The following is an 18,160-nucleotide window of genomic DNA, read 5'->3' as shown; positions in this document are numbered from 1 at the left end:
CGGCTTCGCCGCGCCACCTCCCCCTGGCGGGGGAGGAATTGGACTGAACGTCGCCCGACCCTAGCGGTCGCGGCGCGCGGCGCGGACGATCACGGCGGTCGACAGCAGGATCGACGACACCAGCGCGCCGACCGACAGCAAGCCGCCCGGCGTCATCGTCAACTCCGCGCGCAACCGGCCGCGCTTGCCGATGCGGAGCGCGATCGCGGCGCGCTGGACGGCGGGGCGTGCGGGCAGGGCGGGGGTTTCCATGCCGCTCCAACGATCGACCGGCGGCGGCGTTCAATCGCTACGGGGCAGCCGCCGCGGATCGATCACGACATGGCGGATGCGGGTGCGGTTCCAGGTGTAGCTGACATGGACCAGCCCGTCGCGGGTCTGGATGACCGCGGGATAGGCATAGCCGTCGGGGCGCGGCTTGCTCTCCAGCGTCAGCACGTGATGCCAGCGGATGCCGTCGCCGGACAGCGCGACGTCGAGCGGATAGCGCGGGCCGTCGCCGGGCCGGTCGGGCCAATGCGCGCTGTGATTGTAGACGATCAACTGCCGGCCGTCGGCGAGCGTCACCGCATCGGTGCCGGCGTTGGGATTGGGCAGGTCGATCGCGGCGAGCGGCGACCAGCTGCGGCCGTCGTCGCGCGACCAGCTCATCGCCAGCGCCCCCTGTCGCGTCCGCGCGACGAGTTCGAGGCGACGATCGGGGAAAGCCAGCACGCTCGGCTGGATCGCCTCGATCCCCATCGGCGAGGGGATGGCGGGCTCGACCTGCCACGTCCGTCCGGCATCGGTGGAGCGCTCCATGCGGACGAACCAGCGATTGTGTTCGGGCGTGCCCTCCTCGCGGCTGGACGGGGCGAGCCACGCGCCGCCGGGCGTCACCACCGGCTTGTTCTTGATCGGCCCGAGCACGCCGTCGGGAAGGCGGCGCGGCGCGCTCCAATGGCGCCCGCCGTCGCCGGAGGTGATCACCATCCCCCACCATTCGCGCGGGTTGGGGCCGACCTTGTAGAACAGGTGGAGCGGTAGCCCTGCGGGCTGGAACAGCACCGGGTTCCAGGTCGGGAAGCGCCGGCCGTCGGCTGTGCGGCCGTCGGCGACGCTCACGGGTCTGTGCCAGCCGGACCGGTCGTGGCGGGCGAACCAGATGGTGACGTCGGGCCGGCTCTCGCCGCTGCCGCCGAACCAGGCGGCGGCGATCGCGCCGTCGGGCAGTTCGACCAAGGTCGAGGCATGCGCCTGTGGATAGGGCGGGGCGGGGTCGATGAACTCGCTGCGCAGGATCGGCGTGGCGAGGGCGGTGGCGGCGAGGAGCGGCGCGGCGAGGGCGAGGAGCATGGCGGGTTTTTACCCCGTTCGGGCGTTGGGGCCATGGTTTGTTGGTCGACGGTAGGCGTGTGTCGGTCGTCGGTCGGGCTGGAACTGGTCGGGGTTGGGTGGGACCCACCTGCCCTTCGACAGGCTCAGGGCGAACGGTTTCTCTCGGGATGCGGGCTGACGGGCATGTCTGCGAGGTGACGGCATTCCCTTTACGCCGCGAAAGCGAGACTTTCGCCACAGTCGGTCGACTCCCAACATGGATGTACCCCGGCGGAGGCCGGCGTCCAGTTGGTGGAGGTTGGTTATAACTTACAGCGGCCTTCCCGACTGGGCCCCGGCCTCCGCCGGGGTACATGGGTGCTTCGGGAGATTCTGCTCCCGCGGCCGCCCGGCGCGCGCCTTACCGCGCGCATGTATCCGCGGCGCCGGGGTCGAGGTCGAGGCAGCGGCCGTCGAGGCCCTTGACCGGCAGGCCGATCGTCGCCGCCAGCGTCGGGGCGATGTCGACCGTCTCCACCGACAGCGGCTGTTCGAAGCCGGGCATGGTCTTGCGCCAGAAGAGGATCGGCACGCGGCGGTCATAGTCCCACGGCGAACCGTGCGTCTCGACATAGCCGGGTCCGGGCGATTCGATCGTCGTGATGCGCGGCTTGAGCAGGACGAGTAGGTCGCCCGAGACGTCCGGGTCGAACGAGGCGCGGGCGCGTTCGAGCAGCGTCCAGGTCTCGGGCGGGGTCGTCGCGAACGGCTGGGCGGCGATCTGTGCCCTGGTGAAGGCGGCGGCGACCTGCGGCTGCGCGGCGAAGCGCTTCTGCGCCTCGGCGAGCACACGCGCACGGTTGGCGGGCGACAGGCCCTTGGCGAGATAGACGTCGCCCTCGGCACCGACCAGCACCGGCCCCTTGAGGCCGAGCGCCGCCGATACCGCGGCGTCGACCGTCTTGATCGACGCGTCGGCGGAGACGTGCTGCTCCATCGGCATCGCATGCTGCTGCTGCCGCTCGGTCATGTCGTGCGCGCCGTGGTCGGCGGTCAGCACCACCTCGTAATCGAGGTTCCAGCTGTCGAGCGCGGCGAAGAAGCCGGCGAGCGTCTGGTCGAGCTGGTCCATCTGGATGCACATCTCGGTGCCCTGGGTGCCGAGCGAATGGCCGATATAGTCGGTCGCCGAGGCGCCGATGTCGATGATGTCGGTGGTCTGGCCCTGGCCCAGCTTCATGTCCTGGATCAGCCCGGCGGCGATCGCGAAGACCGCGGCGTCGCTGGCAGGCGAGGCGCGGAACGCCTTGAGGTCGCCCGCGGCGCGCTCGAACCGGCCCTGGCCGTAGACGGTGCCGGCGACGGTGATCGGCCGGTTCAGCGGCTGACAGAAAGCGGGCAGCGGCAGCGCCTCCTGCGGCCGGGCGATCAGCGCGGCGACCGCGTCGCGGCCGCGCTGCACCGCGCGCGGCACGGCGCGGCCGGCATAGCTGCTGTAGGTCTTGCCGTCCCACCACCACAGTTCGTCGACCTTGTGGCCGCCCATCATCACCGCGGCGCGATCCTTGCCCGCGACCGAGACGACGCGGGTGGCGGGGCGCGCCGCCTTCATCATCTCGCCCAGCGTCGGCACCTTGAGATGCCTGTCGCTGACGACGTAAGTATTGTGGTCGGTGCCGGGGACGGTTTCGTCCTCGGTGCAATAGACGGTCTTGTCGGCGCGGGCGATCGACTGGTCGATCCAATTGTTGGCGACGATGCCGGTGTGCGCGGGACGCATGCCGGTGAGGATCGTCGAATGGCCCGGGCAGGTCTCGGTCGCGGCATGGCTCTGATAGCCCGAGGGGAAGACCGCGCCGGTCAGCAGCCGCGCGAAGCCGCCGGTGAAATGGCTGCGATATTGCTGGAACAGATCGGCGGAAAACTGGTCGACCGAGATCGCGACGATCAGCCGCGGCGGCGTGGTCGGTGCCGGTGCCGGGGTGGCCGCCGGCGCTGCCGGCGCGGGCGCCTGTTGGGCGGCGGCGGGGGCCGCGGCTGCGGCGGAGGCGAGCAGGGCGGCGGCGATCAGCGCTTTCATCGGGAACACTCGTTTTACGGGGCCGGCATCGCTATGGCGATGGGCGATGGATCGGGCAACTAGGGTCGGGCGGCACGCCGCCGATGGAGCGATGCGCGCACTGTGTTGCGCGCTGATGACGTTGGCCTTGATGTGGGCGGGCGCGGCGCATGCCGATCTCGCGCCGGCGGACGGGCCGAAGCATCTCGCCATGCGGCTGGTCGCGGAGAGCGATACGCCGCGTGCCGGTGCGCCGGTGACATTGGCGATCGACACGCGGCCGGCGCCGGGCTGGCACGGCTATTGGCGCAATCCGGGCGATGCCGGCTTCGCGCCGTCCTTCGCCTGGACCCTGCCCAAGGGCGCGGCGGTCGACGGCGCGCCGCAATGGCCGGTGCCGACGACGCTGCTGATCGCCGGGCTGATGAACTATGTCTACGAGGCGCCTTATGCGCCGCTGGTGACCTTGCGGGTACCGGCGGGGCTGGCGAAGGGCACGCCGCTGCCGGTGCGGCTGGCGATCAACTATCTCGTCTGCACCAATGCGATCTGCGTGCCCGAGCAGCAGGATCTCAATCTCGACCTGACGATCGGTGACGGCGCGCCGTCGCATGGCGCGGACTTCGACCGCTGGCGCAGCGCGATCCCCAAGCCGCTCGACGCGGCGGGGACGTATCAGGTCAAGGACGGCAAGCTCGTCATCGCGGTGCCGCTGCCGGCGGCGGCGAAGGTGGAGAACCCCGCCTTCTTCCCGTTCGGCCCGGATATGGTCAAATATGCCGCACCGCAGACGGTGACGCGCGACGGCGACCGGCTGCTGATCGCCACCGAAGGCGCGCCCAAGGGGCGGATCGCCGGCGTGCTGCGCATCGGGCCGGACCTCGGGCTAAGCATCCACGCCGATGCCGGGACGGTGGCGCAGGCGAGCGATCGCAGCGGCTGGGCGGCGGCGCTGCTCGCCTTCGCCGGCGCGGTGCTCGGCGGGCTGATCCTCAACGTCATGCCCTGCGTCTTCCCGATCCTCAGCCTCAAGGCGCTGCACCTCGCCCGCGGCGGCGAGGACGAGCGCGCGGCGCGGATCGATGCGCTCGGTTATATGCTCGGCGCGGTGCTGATGTGCGTCGCGCTCGGCGGGCTGATCCTCGCCTTGCGTGCCGGCGGGTCGGTGGTCGGCTGGGCGTTCCAGTTGCAGGACCCGCGGATCGTCGTGCTGCTGATCGCGCTGACCTTCGCGATCACGCTCAACCTCGCCGGGCGGTTCGAGGTGCCGGTGCCGCAATTCGCGTCGCATGGCGGCGCGGCGGGGTCGGTGGCGACGGGGGCGCTGGCGGCGTTCGTCGCGACGCCGTGTTCGGGGCCGTTCATGGGCGCGGCGCTCGGTGCGGCGCTGGTGCTGCCGTGGCCGGCGGCGCTGGCGGTGTTCGCGGGGCTCGGGCTGGGGCTGGCGCTGCCGTTCCTTGCGATCGGTTTCGTGCCGGCGCTGCGGCGACGGCTGCCGCGGCCGGGGCTGTGGATGGAGCGGTTCCGGCGCGTGCTCGCGGTGCCGATGGCGCTGACCGTGCTGGCATTGCTGTGGCTGGCGTGGCGGCAGGCGGGGGCGACCGGCTTGGCGATCGGGATCGCGACGATGGTCGTCACTGGCGTGGTGCTGAGCCTTGGCGGGCGGCGGCAGAAGCGGGGCGAGGGCTTCGGCTGGGCGCTGGCGCTGGCGGCGCTGGTGGTGCCGGCGGGGCTGGCGGCGGCGCTGACCGGTGGCGCGGCCAAGCCCGCGGCGGTCGGCGGCGACGCGTTCAGCGAGTCGCGGCTGGCGGCGCTGCGCAAGGAGGGGCGGCCGGTGTTCGCCTATTTCACCGCCGACTGGTGCCTGTCGTGCAAGGTCAACGAGGCGTCGTCGATCGACACCGCAGCGACGCGCGCGGCCTTCGCGAAGAACAAGGTCGCGGTGCTGGTCGGCGACTGGACCGATGGCGATCCCGCCTTGGGACGGTTCATCCAGTCGCACAACCGCGCCGGCGTGCCGCTGTACCTCTATTACGCGCCGGGCGCCGCCGAGCCGCGCGTCCTGCCGCAGGTGCTGACCCCGGGAATGCTGGCGGGGCTGAAATAAGTTCTCCCCCAAACGGGGGCGGAATTTAGACGGTTAACGTCTTGCCAACCCTCTTGTGCGGCGCAGCGTTTCCTCGCAGCATGGAACTTGCATCACGTGGAGGGCTTTGACGTTCCGATGGGGAAACGACCGGCGTTCGACGAGATCATGGGGATGGACGGCGATACGCCGCCGCGCCCGGCATTGGCCGCCCTCGGGCGCTGGCTGGAGGAGACGCCCGACGACGAACTGCGCCGGCGGCAGGAGGCGGCGGAGACGACCTTCCGCCAGCTCGGCATCACCTTCGCGGTCTATGGCGATACCGATACGCGCGAGCGGATCATCCCGTTCGACATCGTGCCGCGCGTCTTCCTCGCCGACGAATGGTCGCGGCTGTCCGAAGGGCTGGTGCAGCGGGTCGAGGCGATCAACGCCTTCCTCGACGACATCTATGGCGAGCGCCGCATCCTGAAGGACGGCGTGCTGCCCGAGGACCTGATCCTCGGCAATCCGCAATTCCGCCCCGAGATCGCCGGCATGCGGCCGCCGCACGGCATCTGGGCGCATATCTGCGGCATCGATCTGGTGCGCACCGGCCCGGACGAATTCTACGTGCTGGAGGACAATGCCCGCACGCCCTCGGGGGTGAGCTATATGCTCGAGAACCGCGAGGCGATGGTGCGCCTGTGCCCCGAGCTGTTCCGCGAATATCGCGTCGAACCGGTCGACAGCTATCCCGACCGGCTGCTCGAGACGATGAAGTCGGTGGCGCCGCGCGGCGGCGCGTCGGGGCCGGTGTGCGTGGTGCTGACGCCGGGCCATTACAATTCGGCCTATTACGAACACAGCTTCCTCGCCGATTCGATGGGGATCGAGCTGGTCGAGGCGGCGGATCTGGTCGTCGACGACGATATCGTGTGGATGCGGACGATCGCCGGGCGGGTGCGCGTCGACGTCATCTATCGCCGGGTCGACGACGATTATCTCGATCCCTTGGTGTTCCGCGCCGATTCGATGCTTGGCGTGCCGGGGCTGATCGCCGCTTATGCCGCGGGCAACGTCGCGATCATCAACGCGCCCGGCAACGGCATCGCCGACGACAAGGCGATCTATAGCTATATGCCGGAGATCGTGCGCTTCTATTCGGGCGGCGAGGCCAAGCTGCCGAATGTCGAGACGTGGCGCTGCCGCGAGCCGCAGGCGCTGCGCTACGTGCTCGATCATCTCGATGAGGTCGTCGTCAAGCTGGTCGACGGTTCGGGTGGCTATGGCATGCTGGTCGGGCCGACCGCGTCGCGCGCCGAGATCGAGGCGTTCCGCGCCGCGCTGATCGCCGAGCCGCACCGCTATATCGCGCAGCCGACGCTGGCGCTGTCGACGGTGCCGACGCTGGCCGACAGCGGCCTCAGCCCGCGCCACGTCGACTTCCGCCCGTTCGTGCTGAGCGGATCGAAGGGCGTGCAGGTGGTGCCCGGCGGGCTGACCCGCGTCGCGCTCAAGGAAGGCTCGCTGGTGGTCAATTCGAGCCAGGGCGGCGGCACCAAGGACAGTTTCGTGCTGATGGCCGACAGTCCGTATCAGCGGCAGACGCAGACGATGGGCGGGATGACGCAGGCGCAGGGGTTCGGGGTATGATGCTCTCGCGGACGGCGTCGTCGCTCTACTGGCTCGGCCGCTATATCGAGCGCGCCGATTTCTTCGCGCGGCTGATCGAGGCGACCGTGCGGCTCGACGTCATGTCGTCGCGCCCGGCGGGCGAGGTGGCCTGGTCGTCGGCGCTCGCCGTCACCGATACCGAGGCCGATTTCGCGGCGCATGGCGGCGAGCTGACGCAAAGCGACGTGGTCCGCTTCCTGACGCTCGACACCAGCCATGGCGGCTCGGTGATCCGCTGCCTCGATCGCGCGCGCAACAATGCCAAGGCGGTGCGCACCGCGCTGAGCCGCGAGGCGTGGACCGCGATCAACCGCGCGTGGCTGGTGTTCGAGAACCGTCACCGGATCGGCGAGACGCAGGCCACGCTGAGCCTCGTCGAGGCGGTGAAGAACGAGACGCGCGGCTTCGAGGGCGCGGTGCACCAGATGCTGCGCAACCAGTCGCACTGGTTCATCCGGCTGGGACAGGCGGTCGAGCGCGCCGACAACAGCGCGCGGCTGCTCGACGTCAAATACCATATCCTGCTGCCCGAGGGCGAGACGGTCGGCGGCGTCGTCGATCGCGACCAGTGGACGACGATCCTCCAGACCGTGTCGGCGGTCACCGCCTATCGCTGGCTTTATTCGGACGGGCTGACGCCGGCCAACGTCATCGACCTGCTGATCGCCAGCCGCGAGCTGCCGCGCAGCCTCGTCGCCTCGTCGGAGATCACCGTCGACATCCTCGGCCTGCTCGCCGAACGCACCGGCAGCCATGGCGAGGCGGATCGGATGGCGCGGATGCGCGCGGCGCGGCTCGGCCGCACCCGCTCGGGCGAGGTGATCGCCAGCGGCCTGCACCAATATCTGCAGGCCTTCATCCGCGAGAACGGCCAGTTGCACGAGGCGATCGGCCGCCAGTTCCGGTTCGTCTGATGCGCCTGTCGATCGATCACCGCACCGTCTATCGCTTCAGCGAGCCGCAGAGCCGGCTGGTCCAGATGCTGCGCATGACGCCGGAGAACAGCCACGACCAGACGGTGGCGCGCTGGCGGATCGACGTCGATTGCGACGCCAGGATGCGGCGCGGGCGCGACGGCTTCGGCAATGCGGTCACGATGCTGTATGCCGAAGGGCCGATCGCCGATATCGAGATCGCGGTGCGTGGCGAGGTGCTGACCAGCCATTCCGACGGCGTCGTGCGCGGCGTCAACGAGGTGCTGCCGCCGGCGGTGTTCCTGCGCGCGACCGAGGCGACGCCGCGCGATCCGGATATCGCGGCGTTCGCCGCCGAGGCGACCGGCGCGGCGGACGGCGCGGTGGGCAAGCTGCACGCGCTCAACCGCGCGGTGAACGCCCGCTTCGCGGTCGATCGCACGCGGCCCGAGCCGGGATTGAGCGCCGCGGCGGCGTTCGCGCGCCCGGCGGCGACCTCGCGCGACCTGGCGCAGATCTTCACCGTGGCGGCGCGATCGCTCGGCCTGCCGGCACGCTACGTGTCGGGGTATAGCGTGGTCGAGGGTTCGCTGCGGCCGACGCCGCACGGCTGGGCGGAAGCGCATGTCGACGGGCTCGGCTGGGTCGGCTTCGATCCGTTCACCGGCCGGTCGCCGCAGGAAGAGAGCGTGCGCGTCGCGGCGGCGCTCGACGCCTCCGGCGCGGCGCCGGTGGCGGGATCGCGGCTCGGCGAGGGCGAGGAGGAACTCGACGTCGCGGTGACGGTGTCGGCGGCGCAATAGCGGCCTGTCCCATCGCGCAATTCCTCGCTCGCGATAGCGGGGCTGTCGCATCTGGCCGCTCGTGCGAGCCTGTCGTCTTCCAAGCTTCCCCCGCCACCCCGGACTTGTTCCGGGGTCCACCGGGCCGCAAGAGCAGGGTGTCGAACCAAGCCTTCCTCCTCGCCGCGGGGTGGACCCCGGAACGAGTCCGGGGTGACGGGGTGGGTTTGGAGCACGAGCGACTTACACCTACGTCCCTATGCGATGGCCCTGCCCTGACGGGGAGGAATTGCGGCCGGCTTCTGCGAAAGTTTCCGGCGCGAAGGCACTGACGCAGGCCAGCTTCGTTGAGAGCGGGAACCATCCCTTCGATGCGAGACACCCCCATGACCGATACGCTCCTGAACCCCGGCAACGGCGGCGAGACGCATCAGACCACCGATGCCGATCATCCGGTGCTGACCACCAACCACGGCACCCCGGTCAGCGACAACCAGAACCAGCTCAAGGCCGGCGCGCGCGGCCCCGTCCTGCTCGAGGACGAGGTCTATCGCGAGAAGATCAACCATTTCGATCACGAGCGTATCCCCGAGCGGATCGTCCACGCCCGCGGCTCGGCGGCGCACGGCTATTTCGAATGTACCGAGAGCCTCGCCGACATCACCGTCGCCGACATGTTCCAGAAGAAGGGCCAGCGCACCGAGGTGTTCACCCGCTTCTCGACCGTCGCGGGCGGCGCCGGGTCGGTCGACACGCCGCGCGACGTGCGCGGCTTCGCGGTGAAATTCTACACGCGCGAAGGCAATTGGGATCTCGTCGGCAACAACATCCCGGTGTTCTTCATCCAGGATGCGATCAAATTCCCCGACCTGATCCACGCCGCCAAGATGGAGGCCGATCGCGGCTATCCGCAGGCGGCGACCGCGCACGACACCTTCTGGGACTTCATCAGCCTGATGCCCGAATCGACCCATATGATCATGTGGGCGATGTCGGACCGCACGCTGCCGCGCACCTTCGCCAATATGGAGGGGTTCGGCGTCCACACCTTCCGCTTCATCAACAAGGAGGGGAAGAGCACCTTCGTCAAGTTCCACTGGAAGCCGAAGGCGGGCCTCGCCTCGACGATCTGGGACGAGACGGTCAAGGTGGCGGGCGCCGATCCGGACTTCCAGCGTCGCAACCTGTTCGAGAGCATCGATCGCGGCGACTTCCCGACGTGGGACCTCGGCGTGCAGCTGTTCGACGAAGAGTTCGCCAACAGCCAGCCCTATGACGTGCTCGACGCGACCAAGATCATCCCCGAGGAAGTGCTGCCGGTGAAGATCGTCGGCCGGATGGTGCTCGATCGCTATCCCGACAATTTCTTCGCCGAGACCGAACAGGCGGCGTTCGTGCCGAGCCATGTCGTTCCCGGCATCGGCTTCTCCAACGATCCGCTGCTCCAGGGACGGCTGTTCTCCTATACCGACACGCAGCTGTCGCGGCTGGGCTCGGTCAACTTCCACCAGCTGCCGATCAATTCGGCCAAGGGCCGTGCGGCGGCGGCGGGCTGCCCGTTCCTGAACCAGCAGCGCGACGGTCACATGCAGATGGCGGTGCCCAAGGGTCGCGCCAATTACGAGCCCAACAGCCTCGCCAAGGTCGGCGAGGAAGCCGGCGCGCGCGAGGATCCGGACAAGGGCTACAAGACCTTCCCGTCGGAGGAAGAGGGGCAGAAGCTGCGCATCCGGCCGGAGAGCTTCGCCGATCACTACAGCCAGGCGCGGCTGTTCTTCCGCTCGATGGATCCGGCGGAACAGGCGCATATCGCCTCGGCATTGGTGTTCGAACTGTCGAAGGTCGGGCTGGAGCATATCCGCACGGCGATGATGGCCAATTTGCGCAACGTCGACGAGGACCTCGCCGCGCGCGTCGCCGACGGGCTGGCGATGGACCTGCCGCCGGCCTCGCCGACCGCGGCACCGGTGCTCGACATGGACCCGTCGCCGGCGCTGCGGATCATCCGTGGGCCGCTCGAACGGCATACGCTGGAGGGCCGTTCGGTCGGTATCCTCATCGCCGACGGCAGCGATGCCGGGGCGCTTTCCTCGCTCAAGGATGCGGTGAAGGAAGCCGGCGGCCGCGCGGTGCTGGTCGCGCCCAAGGTCGGCAAGGTGCCGCTGTCGGACGGCTCGTCGGTGGCGGCGGACTCGCAGCTGTTCGGCCAGCCTTCGGCGACGCTCGACGCCTGTGCGGTCATCCTGTCGGAGGCGGCGACCGCCAAGCTCGTCAAGGAAGCCGCGGCGGTGCAATGGGTGATGGACGCATTCGGCCATCTCAAGGCGATCGGGTTCAACGCCGAGGCCAAGCCGCTGCTCGACAAGGCCGGCGTCGAGGCGGACGAGGGCGTCACCGATCTCGGCGGCTTCGTCGAGGCGGCGAAGCAGCGCTATTGGGATCGCGAATCGAAGGTGCGCACGCTGGCGTGATGTCGATCCTTCGGGCCTCTCTTTCCCCGTCATGCCGGACTTGATCCGGCATCCCGCTTCCTCACCGTCCAAGGAAGCGGGACCCCGGCTCAGGGCCGGGGTGACGGGGTGACGGGGTGGATTCGGGTATGTCCCGGTTAACCCGATCATAAGTCGGGGCGTTTATCGCCGGTCGCGTGAGACGCTGGCGGACTTCGATGATCGAACGGGGCTTCCTGGGGCTGGCATTGCTGGTCACCTCGTCGTGCGCGCCGCACCGCGAGGCGGCGACCGCCGGCGCACAGGCGCAGCCGGTGGCGAGCCCGCGGCAGTTGCTCCACGCTTTGGCGCTCGATACGCCGGGGCTCGCGGGTTTGCCCGCGACGCTGCGCGCCTCCGTCGCCGACGAGGCGGCGCCGGCGTTCGTACAGGCCGCGCCCGCCTTCCTCGCGCAGGCGCAGAGCCAGGACGATGCGGCACGCGCCGCCGACTGCCTGACCGCCGCGGTCTATTATGAAGCGCGCTCGGAGCCGCTCGACGGCCAGCGCGCGGTGGCGCAGGTGGTGCTCAACCGGGTGCGCGACCGCGCCTTCCCGCACAGCGTCTGCGGCGTGGTGTTCCAGGGATCGCAGCGACGCACCGGCTGCCAATTCTCCTTCACCTGCGACGGATCGATGGCCTATCGCCGCGATCCCGCCGCCTGGCAGCGCGCACGCGCGGTGGCCGAGGCGGCGCTGGCGGGCAGCGTCTATGCGCCGATCGGCGCCGCGACCTTCTATCACACCAATGCGATCCTGCCGTGGTGGGCGTCGAGCCTCGCGCGGATCGGCGCGGTCGGCGCGCATATCTTCTACCGCTGGCGCGGGGCGATGGAGGGCGCGTTGAGCTTTCGCGCCGCTTATGCCGGCGTCGAGCCGCTGCCGTTGCAACCCGATGTCACCGACGCGGCGGCGCAGACCGCGGCGCTGTATCGTGACAGCGGCGCGGATGGCGGCGTCACCGTGCACCGCGGTCAGGTGGCGGCGATCGTCCGCCCCGATGCGCCCGCCGCCACCGCCACCGCCCCCGCAGCGATTGCGAACGCGGTCGCCGCGCCGCGGATCACCGTCGCCGCGGGGGTGCGCGTCCATCTCGGCAGCGTCGCGCCGCAGCGCTTCGTCACCGCCGGCGCGACGGTCGGCGAAGAGACCGACCCGGGCTGATCCGCCCGGTCAGGCGGGGGCGAGCGCCGGCTCGCGCGCCGGCGCGGCGACGACATCCTCCTCGGTGAGCAGCCGCCAGCCGTTCGGCCCGAGCACTTCGAGCGGGCGATAGCGCGTCTTATACGCCATGCGCGCCGAGCCCTTCACCCAATAGCCGAGATAGACGAACGGCAGCCCGGCATCGCGGGCGCGGGCGATGTGATCCATGATGATGACGTTGCCGAGTCCCGGACGCGCCTCCGCCCCCTCCTCGTCGGCGGCGAAGAAGCTGTAGATCATCGACAATCCGTCCGCCTGCCGATCGGTGAGGCAGGCGCCGACCAGTTCGCCGCGCGATCCGTCGGTGGTGCGGGTGCGATATTCGACGATCATCGAATTGACCGGCGAATGCTCGATCATGTCGGCGTAATCGTCCTCGTCCATCCCGGCCATGCCGCCGCCGGGATGGCGCGCGGCGAGATAGCGGCGGAGCAACTGGAACTGCTCGTCGGTCGCCCACGGACGGCAGACGGCGATCTCGAGATCGCCGTTCCGGCGCAGCAGCTTGCGCTGGCTGGCGTTGGGCGCGAATTCCTGCGTGACGATCCGCACCGAGACGCAGGCGGTGCAGCCCGCGCACGACGGACGATAAGCGACGCCCTGCGACCGGCGGAAACCGATCCGGCTGAGCGCGTCGTTGAGCTCGCCGGCATGCGGGCCGCTCAATTCGGTAAAGACCTTGCGCTCCTGACGCCCCGGCAGATAAGGGCAGGGGGCGGGGGTCGTGACGAAAAAGCGCGGAAAACGAAAAGGCGCAGTCACCGCCGGCAATCCCCTGGAACGTGCCACGCGCGATGCGGTGCCGTCGATCTATGAATGCACCGCGGCGCGCTGCAAAGTGGCATTCGGATCAAAAAAGGTTAATTTTCGGCTAAGTGTGTTGCCGCAACCATAGTCGGCTCCAAAACGGGACGATGTTGCGCTGCAGGAACAAAGTTGGTAACCGGTCGTTCCCGGTATCCATTCCGCTTGGAGTTTTGTTTATGTCGAAGTCTTTCGCTGGTTCGCTCGCCGCCTTGGCGATGATTGCCGCTCCGGTCGCTGCTAGCGCCGCGCCTGCCAACCCCGCCGCGTCGCTGTCGGTCGCCAAGTCGGTCCGCGCCAGCGCGCCGTCGTCGAAGAAGAGCGAGCTGGCCGGTGGCGGTCTCCTCGCCGCGCTCATCGTTGCCGGCGTTGTCGCGATCGGCGTCGTCGCCGTCGTGCAGGACGGCGATTCCGACAGCAACTAAGCTGACGGTTCGACCTGACGAAACGGGGGCTGCGCCACGGCGCGGCCCCCGTTTTCGTGTGGGTGGTCGATTCGCGGACCGCCAAGGAGGGCTGGCGCATTTGGCGACGGCGATGAGGTTCGATCGGCTTCCCCATCAGGGTCGTCACCCCGGACGTGTTCCGGGGTCCACCCGGCCGCGGGGGAACGATGTCGGCTCAAGCCTTTCCCCTCGCCGCAGAGTGGACCCCGGAACACGTCCGGGGTGACGGGGTGGGTTTGGCAGACGGCGGGCTTACTCAAATCTTCTGATGCGACAGCCCTTCCGAACGGCGCTACGCCTGTTCCACCATGCTCGTCTCATAGCCGCCGTCGCGCAGCGCGGCGATCAGGCGGTTGAGGTGGTCGCGGTCGCGCGCCTCGCATTCGATCTCGGTGAACAGGCCCTTGGCCGGCAGCGAGGTGAAGATGCGCTGGTGATAGACTTCGATGATGTTGACGCGCTGCGCGTCGAAGATGCGCGCGACATTGTAGAGCGCGCCCGGCTGGTCCTGCATCCGCACGCGCAACCGCGCCAGCCGCCCCGACCGCGCGAGGTCGCGCAGCAGCACGTTGGCGAGCAGCCGCGTGTCGATATTGCCGCCGCACAGGATGATGCCGACGGTGCGGCCCTTGAACCGCTCGGGATAGGCCATCAGCGCGGCGAGGCCGGCGGCGCCGGCGCCCTCTACGACGGTCTTCTCGATCTGGAGCAGCAGGCTGACCGCCTCCTCGAGATTGCGCTCGCCGACCAGCACGATGTCGTCGACCAGTTCGGCGACCATCCGCGCGGTGATGCCGCCCGGCTCCTTGACCGCGATGCCCTCGGCGAGCGTGTCGCCGGCGCAGGGCAGATCGGTGCCGTTGATCCGGTTGTACATCGACGGGAACAGCTCGGCCTGCACGCCGACCACCTCGATCGCATGATCCGCGGCGCGTGCGACGATCGACGTGCCCGAAATCAGACCGCCGCCGCCGATCGGGATCAGCAGCGTGTCGAGGCCCGGCACGTCCTCCAGCATCTCGACCGCCGCGGTGCCCTGGCCGGCGATGACGCGCGGATCGTCGAACGGGTGGACGAAGGTGAAGTCGCGCTGCGCCTCGAGCACGCGGGCATGGGCGTAGGCGGCGTCGAACGTCTCGCCCTCCAGCACGACATTGGCCTTGTGGCCCTCGGTCTGCATCACCTTCACCGTCGGCGTGGTGCGCGGCATGACGATCGTCGCGGGGATGCCGAGCCGGTTGGCGTGATAGGCGAGGCCCTGCGCATGATTGCCCGCCGAGGCGGCGATGACGCCCTTGGCGCGTGCTTCCGGCGACAATTGCAGCAAGGTGTTGAGCGCGCCGCGCTCCTTATAGGCCGCGGTGAACTGGAGGTTCTCGAACTTGAGATAGACCTTCGCTCCGGTCATCTCGCTCAGCGTCTTGCTGATCAGCGTCGGCGTGCGGACGATCGCGTCGCGGATACGGACATGGGCGGCGCGGACGTCATCGATGCTGACGGGCAAAGCGGTTGCGGCGGGGTTCGAGGCCATATCGGTCCCGCTAGACCATCTGGTGCGGCGGGGGAACACCGCTTATGCGGGACGGCATGGCACAATGGGTTATCAGCGGGCGCACCGGCGGCGTGCTCAAGGCGATGTTGCTGGCGACGGCATGGATGCTGCCCGCGGTGGCGGGGGCGGACGGGATCGTCGACAACGTCAACGGGCTGACGCTGGACAAGGACGGCAAGGTCGTCCGCTTCCAGGCGTTGCTGGTGACGCCCGACGGGCATGTCGCCAAATTGCTCGGTGCGAAGGACAAGCGTCCCGACAAGCTCGACTGGCGGGTCGACTTCAAGGGCAAGACGTTGCTGCCCGGGATGATCGACGCGCACGGTCATGTCATGGAACTGGGCTTTCGCGCGCTCGAACTCGATCTGTCCGAGACCAAGAGCCTCGCCGAGGCGCAGGCGAAGATCGCCGAATACGCCCGCGCCAATCCCGACAAGGCGTGGATCATCGGCGGCGGCTGGAATCAGGAGGCCTGGGGTCTCGGCCGCTTCCCCACCGCCGCGGAGCTCGACGCGGCGGTCGGCGACCGGCCGGTGTGGCTCGCACGTGCCGACGGTCATGCGAGCTGGGGCAATAGCGCCGCATTGAAGGCGGCGGGCGTCACCGCCAAGAGCGTCTCGCCCGCCGGCGGGCGGATCGAGAAGGGGGCAGGGGGCCAGCCCGCCGGCGTGTTCGTCGACGCCGCGCAGAGCCTCGTCGCCAAGGTGGTGCCGCAGCCGCTCGGCAAGGATCGCAACGCCGCCTTCGTCAAGGCGCAGACCATCCTGCTCAGTTATGGCGTCACCGCCACCGCCGACATGGGGACGAGCATCGAGGATTGGCTGACCTATCGCCGCATCGGCGATCTCGGCGGGCTGCGCGTGCGCATCATGAGTTACGGCATGGGCGTCGACACGACGGTGCAGATCGGCGGCACCGGGCCGACGCCGTGGCTGTATGCCGACAAGCTCAAGCTGGTCGGGGTGAAGCTCTACGCCGACGGCGCGCTGGGATCGCGCGGCGCGTGGTTGAAGGCGCCCTATGCCGATGCGCCGGGCCAGTCGGGCGCGGGCTTCATGACCGACACGGTGCTGCGCAACCTGATGAGCCGCGCGGCGATGGACGGCTATCAGGTCGCGGTTCACGCGATCGGCGACCGCGCCAATGCCGAGGTGCTCGATGCGATCGACGAGATGGCGCAGACCTACAAGGGCGACCGGCGCTGGCGTGTCGAGCATGCGCAGATCGTCGATCCCGTCGACCTGCCGCGTTTCGGGAAATATGGCACGATCGCCTCGATGCAGCCGACGCACGAGACCGGCGACCGGGTGATGGCGGAGGCGCGGCTGGGGCCGCAGCGGCTGACCGGCGCCTATGCCTGGGCGTCGATGCTCAAGAACGGATCGAAGCTGGCGTTCGGATCGGACTATCCGGTCGAGCGGCCCGATCCCTGGGCGGGCTGGGCGGCGTCCTTCACCCGGCAGGGCGCCGACGGCCAGCCGTTCGGCGGCTGGCGCCCGGAGGAAGCGGTGACGCGCGAACAGGGCTGGTGGGGCTTCACCGGCGGCGCGGCCTATGCCGGCTTCGCCGAGGATCGCATCGGCCGGCTCGCGCCGGGGATGCAGGCGGACTTCATCATCGTCGACCGCGATCCGTTGCTCGCCTCGCCCACCGACCTGCGCGCCACGAAGGTGCAGGAGACGTGGGTGGGCGGCTACAAGGTGTGGGAGCGGAAGTAACTGCTCCCGGGACGGTCAGAGCTCGGCACCGCCGGCGTCGATCATCTCGAGCGCATGCGCGAGGTGGACCGCGGCGATCTGCGCCGAGAAGGACTGCAATCCGTCGAGCAGCTCGAGCGCGTCGAGGATCATATATTTGGCGCTCAGCGCCGCTTGATTGGTCGCGGTATCGATTGCGGTCGGCATGGGCCTGATCCCCCTGTTGGTAAGTCCTTTTTATTATACGATTCTCTAAAGGGACATTAACGTTTGGGAAGCCAGGCTTCCTGATCTCGATCAAGATTCGGGTTGGAAATGGCCGTGCCGGGTGGCGCCTGCGATCCTCACAACGCAACAAAAAAGCTGCGGCATTGGACATGCCGCAGCTCTTGTTCGCCGGACGTGGCGCAAATGTCAGATCAGGCGACTGCGCCAATTTCTTCTGGTTCGCGAAGCACATAGCCGCGACCCCAGACCGTCTCGATATAATTTTCGCCTTCGCAGGCGAGGCTGAGTTTCTTGCGCAGCTTGCAGATGAAGACGTCGATAATCTTCAGCTCGGGCTCGTCCATGCCGCCGTAGAGATGGTTAAGGAACATCTCCTTGGTCAGCGTCGTGCCCTTGCGCAGCGAGAGCAGCTCGAGCATCGCATATTCCTTGCCGGTCAGGTGGACGCGGCTGCCGTCGACCTCGACCGTCTTGGCATCGAGATTGACCGCGAGCTTGCCGGTGCGGATGACCGACTGGCTGTGCCCCTTCGAGCGGCGGACGACGGCGTGGATACGCGCGATCAGTTCCTCGCGATGGAACGGCTTGGTGACGTAATCGTCGGCGCCGAAGCCGAAGCTGCGCACCTTCGAGTCCATCTCGTTGATCCCCGACAGGATCAGCACCGGGGTCGCGACGCGGGCGACTCGCAGCTTCTTGAGCACGTCATAGCCGTGCATGTCCGGCAGATTGAGATCGAGCAGGATGATGTCGTAATCGTACAGCTTGCCGAGATCGAGGCCCTCTTCGCCCAGATCGGTGGTGTAGACGTTGAAGCCTTCGGTCCCGAGCATCAGCTCGATCGCCTTGGCGGTGGTCGGCTCGTCCTCGATCAACAGCACTCGCATCGCGTCGTCCCCTGCTGGCCATACCCTGAGCACCCCTGCTGCACGGCTCGACCCGATTCATT

General features: G+C 68.9%; 15 protein-coding genes. 8 read left to right on the top strand and 7 right to left on the bottom strand.

Annotation, left to right across the window (positions count from 1 at the left end; genetic code table 11):
• Positions 1–60: 60 nt before the first annotated feature.
• The 3 genes from MC45_RS11430 to MC45_RS11420 form a co-directional block, all read right to left on the bottom strand.
• Positions 61–252 (bottom strand): hypothetical protein, encoded by a 192-nt coding sequence (locus MC45_RS11430; protein ID WP_038663182.1) that lies wholly within the window; start codon positions 250–252, stop codon positions 61–63.
• A gap of 30 nt (positions 253–282) precedes the next feature.
• Complete coding sequence (locus MC45_RS11425) at positions 283–1,335, bottom strand: sialidase family protein (protein WP_038663179.1); 1,053 nt, start codon at positions 1,333–1,335, stop codon at positions 283–285.
• A gap of 382 nt (positions 1,336–1,717) precedes the next feature.
• The gene (locus tag MC45_RS11420) at positions 1,718–3,376 is read right to left on the bottom strand and encodes an alkaline phosphatase family protein (protein WP_038663175.1); all 1,659 of its coding nucleotides are present in this window, start codon (positions 3,374–3,376) and stop codon (positions 1,718–1,720) included.
• A 91-nt stretch (positions 3,377–3,467) separates the two neighbouring features.
• Here MC45_RS11420 and MC45_RS11415 point away from each other — a divergent pair, with 91 nt between their 5' ends.
• From MC45_RS11415 to MC45_RS11390, 6 genes are all read left to right on the top strand, one after another.
• Positions 3,468–5,462, top strand: coding sequence for a protein-disulfide reductase DsbD family protein (locus MC45_RS11415; protein WP_179944537.1), 1,995 nt, complete (start codon positions 3,468–3,470; stop codon positions 5,460–5,462).
• A gap of 117 nt (positions 5,463–5,579) precedes the next feature.
• On the top strand, positions 5,580–7,076 hold the full coding sequence (locus MC45_RS11410) for a circularly permuted type 2 ATP-grasp protein (RefSeq protein ID WP_038663170.1): 1,497 nt from the start codon (positions 5,580–5,582) through the stop codon (positions 7,074–7,076).
• A complete protein-coding gene (locus tag MC45_RS11405; RefSeq protein ID WP_038667203.1) occupies positions 7,076–8,011 on the top strand; it encodes an alpha-E domain-containing protein in 936 nt (311 codons plus the stop codon). The genes MC45_RS11410 and MC45_RS11405 overlap by 1 nt, the downstream gene beginning before the upstream one ends.
• Complete coding sequence (locus tag MC45_RS11400) at positions 8,011–8,814, top strand: transglutaminase family protein (RefSeq protein ID WP_038663167.1); 804 nt, start codon at positions 8,011–8,013, stop codon at positions 8,812–8,814. Before MC45_RS11405 ends, MC45_RS11400 begins: the two co-directional genes overlap by 1 nt.
• Positions 8,815–9,179: 365 nt before the next feature.
• On the top strand, positions 9,180–11,264 hold the full coding sequence (locus MC45_RS11395) for a catalase (protein WP_038663165.1): 2,085 nt from the start codon (positions 9,180–9,182) through the stop codon (positions 11,262–11,264).
• A gap of 176 nt (positions 11,265–11,440) precedes the next feature.
• Positions 11,441–12,445 (top strand): cell wall hydrolase, encoded by a 1,005-nt coding sequence (locus MC45_RS11390; protein ID WP_245640713.1) that lies wholly within the window; start codon positions 11,441–11,443, stop codon positions 12,443–12,445.
• Between the two features lie 9 nt (positions 12,446–12,454).
• On the opposite strand, the gene MC45_RS11385 is transcribed toward MC45_RS11390, so the two are convergent.
• A complete protein-coding gene (locus tag MC45_RS11385; RefSeq protein WP_038667200.1) occupies positions 12,455–13,246 on the bottom strand; it encodes an arginyltransferase in 792 nt (263 codons plus the stop codon).
• A 221-nt stretch (positions 13,247–13,467) separates the two neighbouring features.
• On the opposite strand from MC45_RS11385, the gene MC45_RS11380 reads away from it, so the two are divergent.
• The gene (locus MC45_RS11380; RefSeq protein WP_038663159.1) at positions 13,468–13,713 is read left to right on the top strand and encodes a hypothetical protein; all 246 of its coding nucleotides are present in this window, start codon (positions 13,468–13,470) and stop codon (positions 13,711–13,713) included.
• Positions 13,714–14,026: 313 nt separating this feature from the next.
• Here MC45_RS11380 and MC45_RS11375 read toward each other — a convergent pair whose 3' ends face one another.
• A complete protein-coding gene (locus MC45_RS11375; protein ID WP_038663156.1) occupies positions 14,027–15,265 on the bottom strand; it encodes a threonine ammonia-lyase in 1,239 nt (412 codons plus the stop codon).
• Between the two features lie 104 nt (positions 15,266–15,369).
• Between MC45_RS11375 and MC45_RS11370 the strand changes: the two genes are divergently transcribed.
• Positions 15,370–17,004: an amidohydrolase gene (locus MC45_RS11370; RefSeq protein ID WP_038667197.1), complete on the top strand. Its 1,635-nt coding sequence runs from the start codon at positions 15,370–15,372 to the stop codon at positions 17,002–17,004.
• Positions 17,005–17,019: 15 nt separating this feature from the next.
• Here the strand turns inward: MC45_RS11370 and MC45_RS19315 are convergent, their stop codons facing one another.
• Positions 17,020–17,190 carry a hypothetical protein gene (locus tag MC45_RS19315; protein WP_156143826.1) on the bottom strand — a complete coding sequence of 57 codons (171 nt, stop codon included), beginning with the start codon at positions 17,188–17,190 and terminating at the stop codon, positions 17,020–17,022.
• Positions 17,191–17,402: 212 nt separating this feature from the next.
• Positions 17,403–18,098: a response regulator transcription factor CtrA gene (ctrA, locus tag MC45_RS11365; RefSeq protein WP_038663154.1), complete on the bottom strand. Its 696-nt coding sequence runs from the start codon at positions 18,096–18,098 to the stop codon at positions 17,403–17,405.
• Positions 18,099–18,160 lie beyond the last annotated feature (62 nt).

The sequence above is a fragment of the Sphingomonas taxi genome (assembly GCF_000764535.1).
GTDB lineage: Bacteria > Pseudomonadota > Alphaproteobacteria > Sphingomonadales > Sphingomonadaceae > Sphingomonas > Sphingomonas taxi.
The sequence above is the reverse complement of the archived record's forward strand: the minus strand, read 5'-3'. Positions and strand labels throughout refer to the sequence as shown.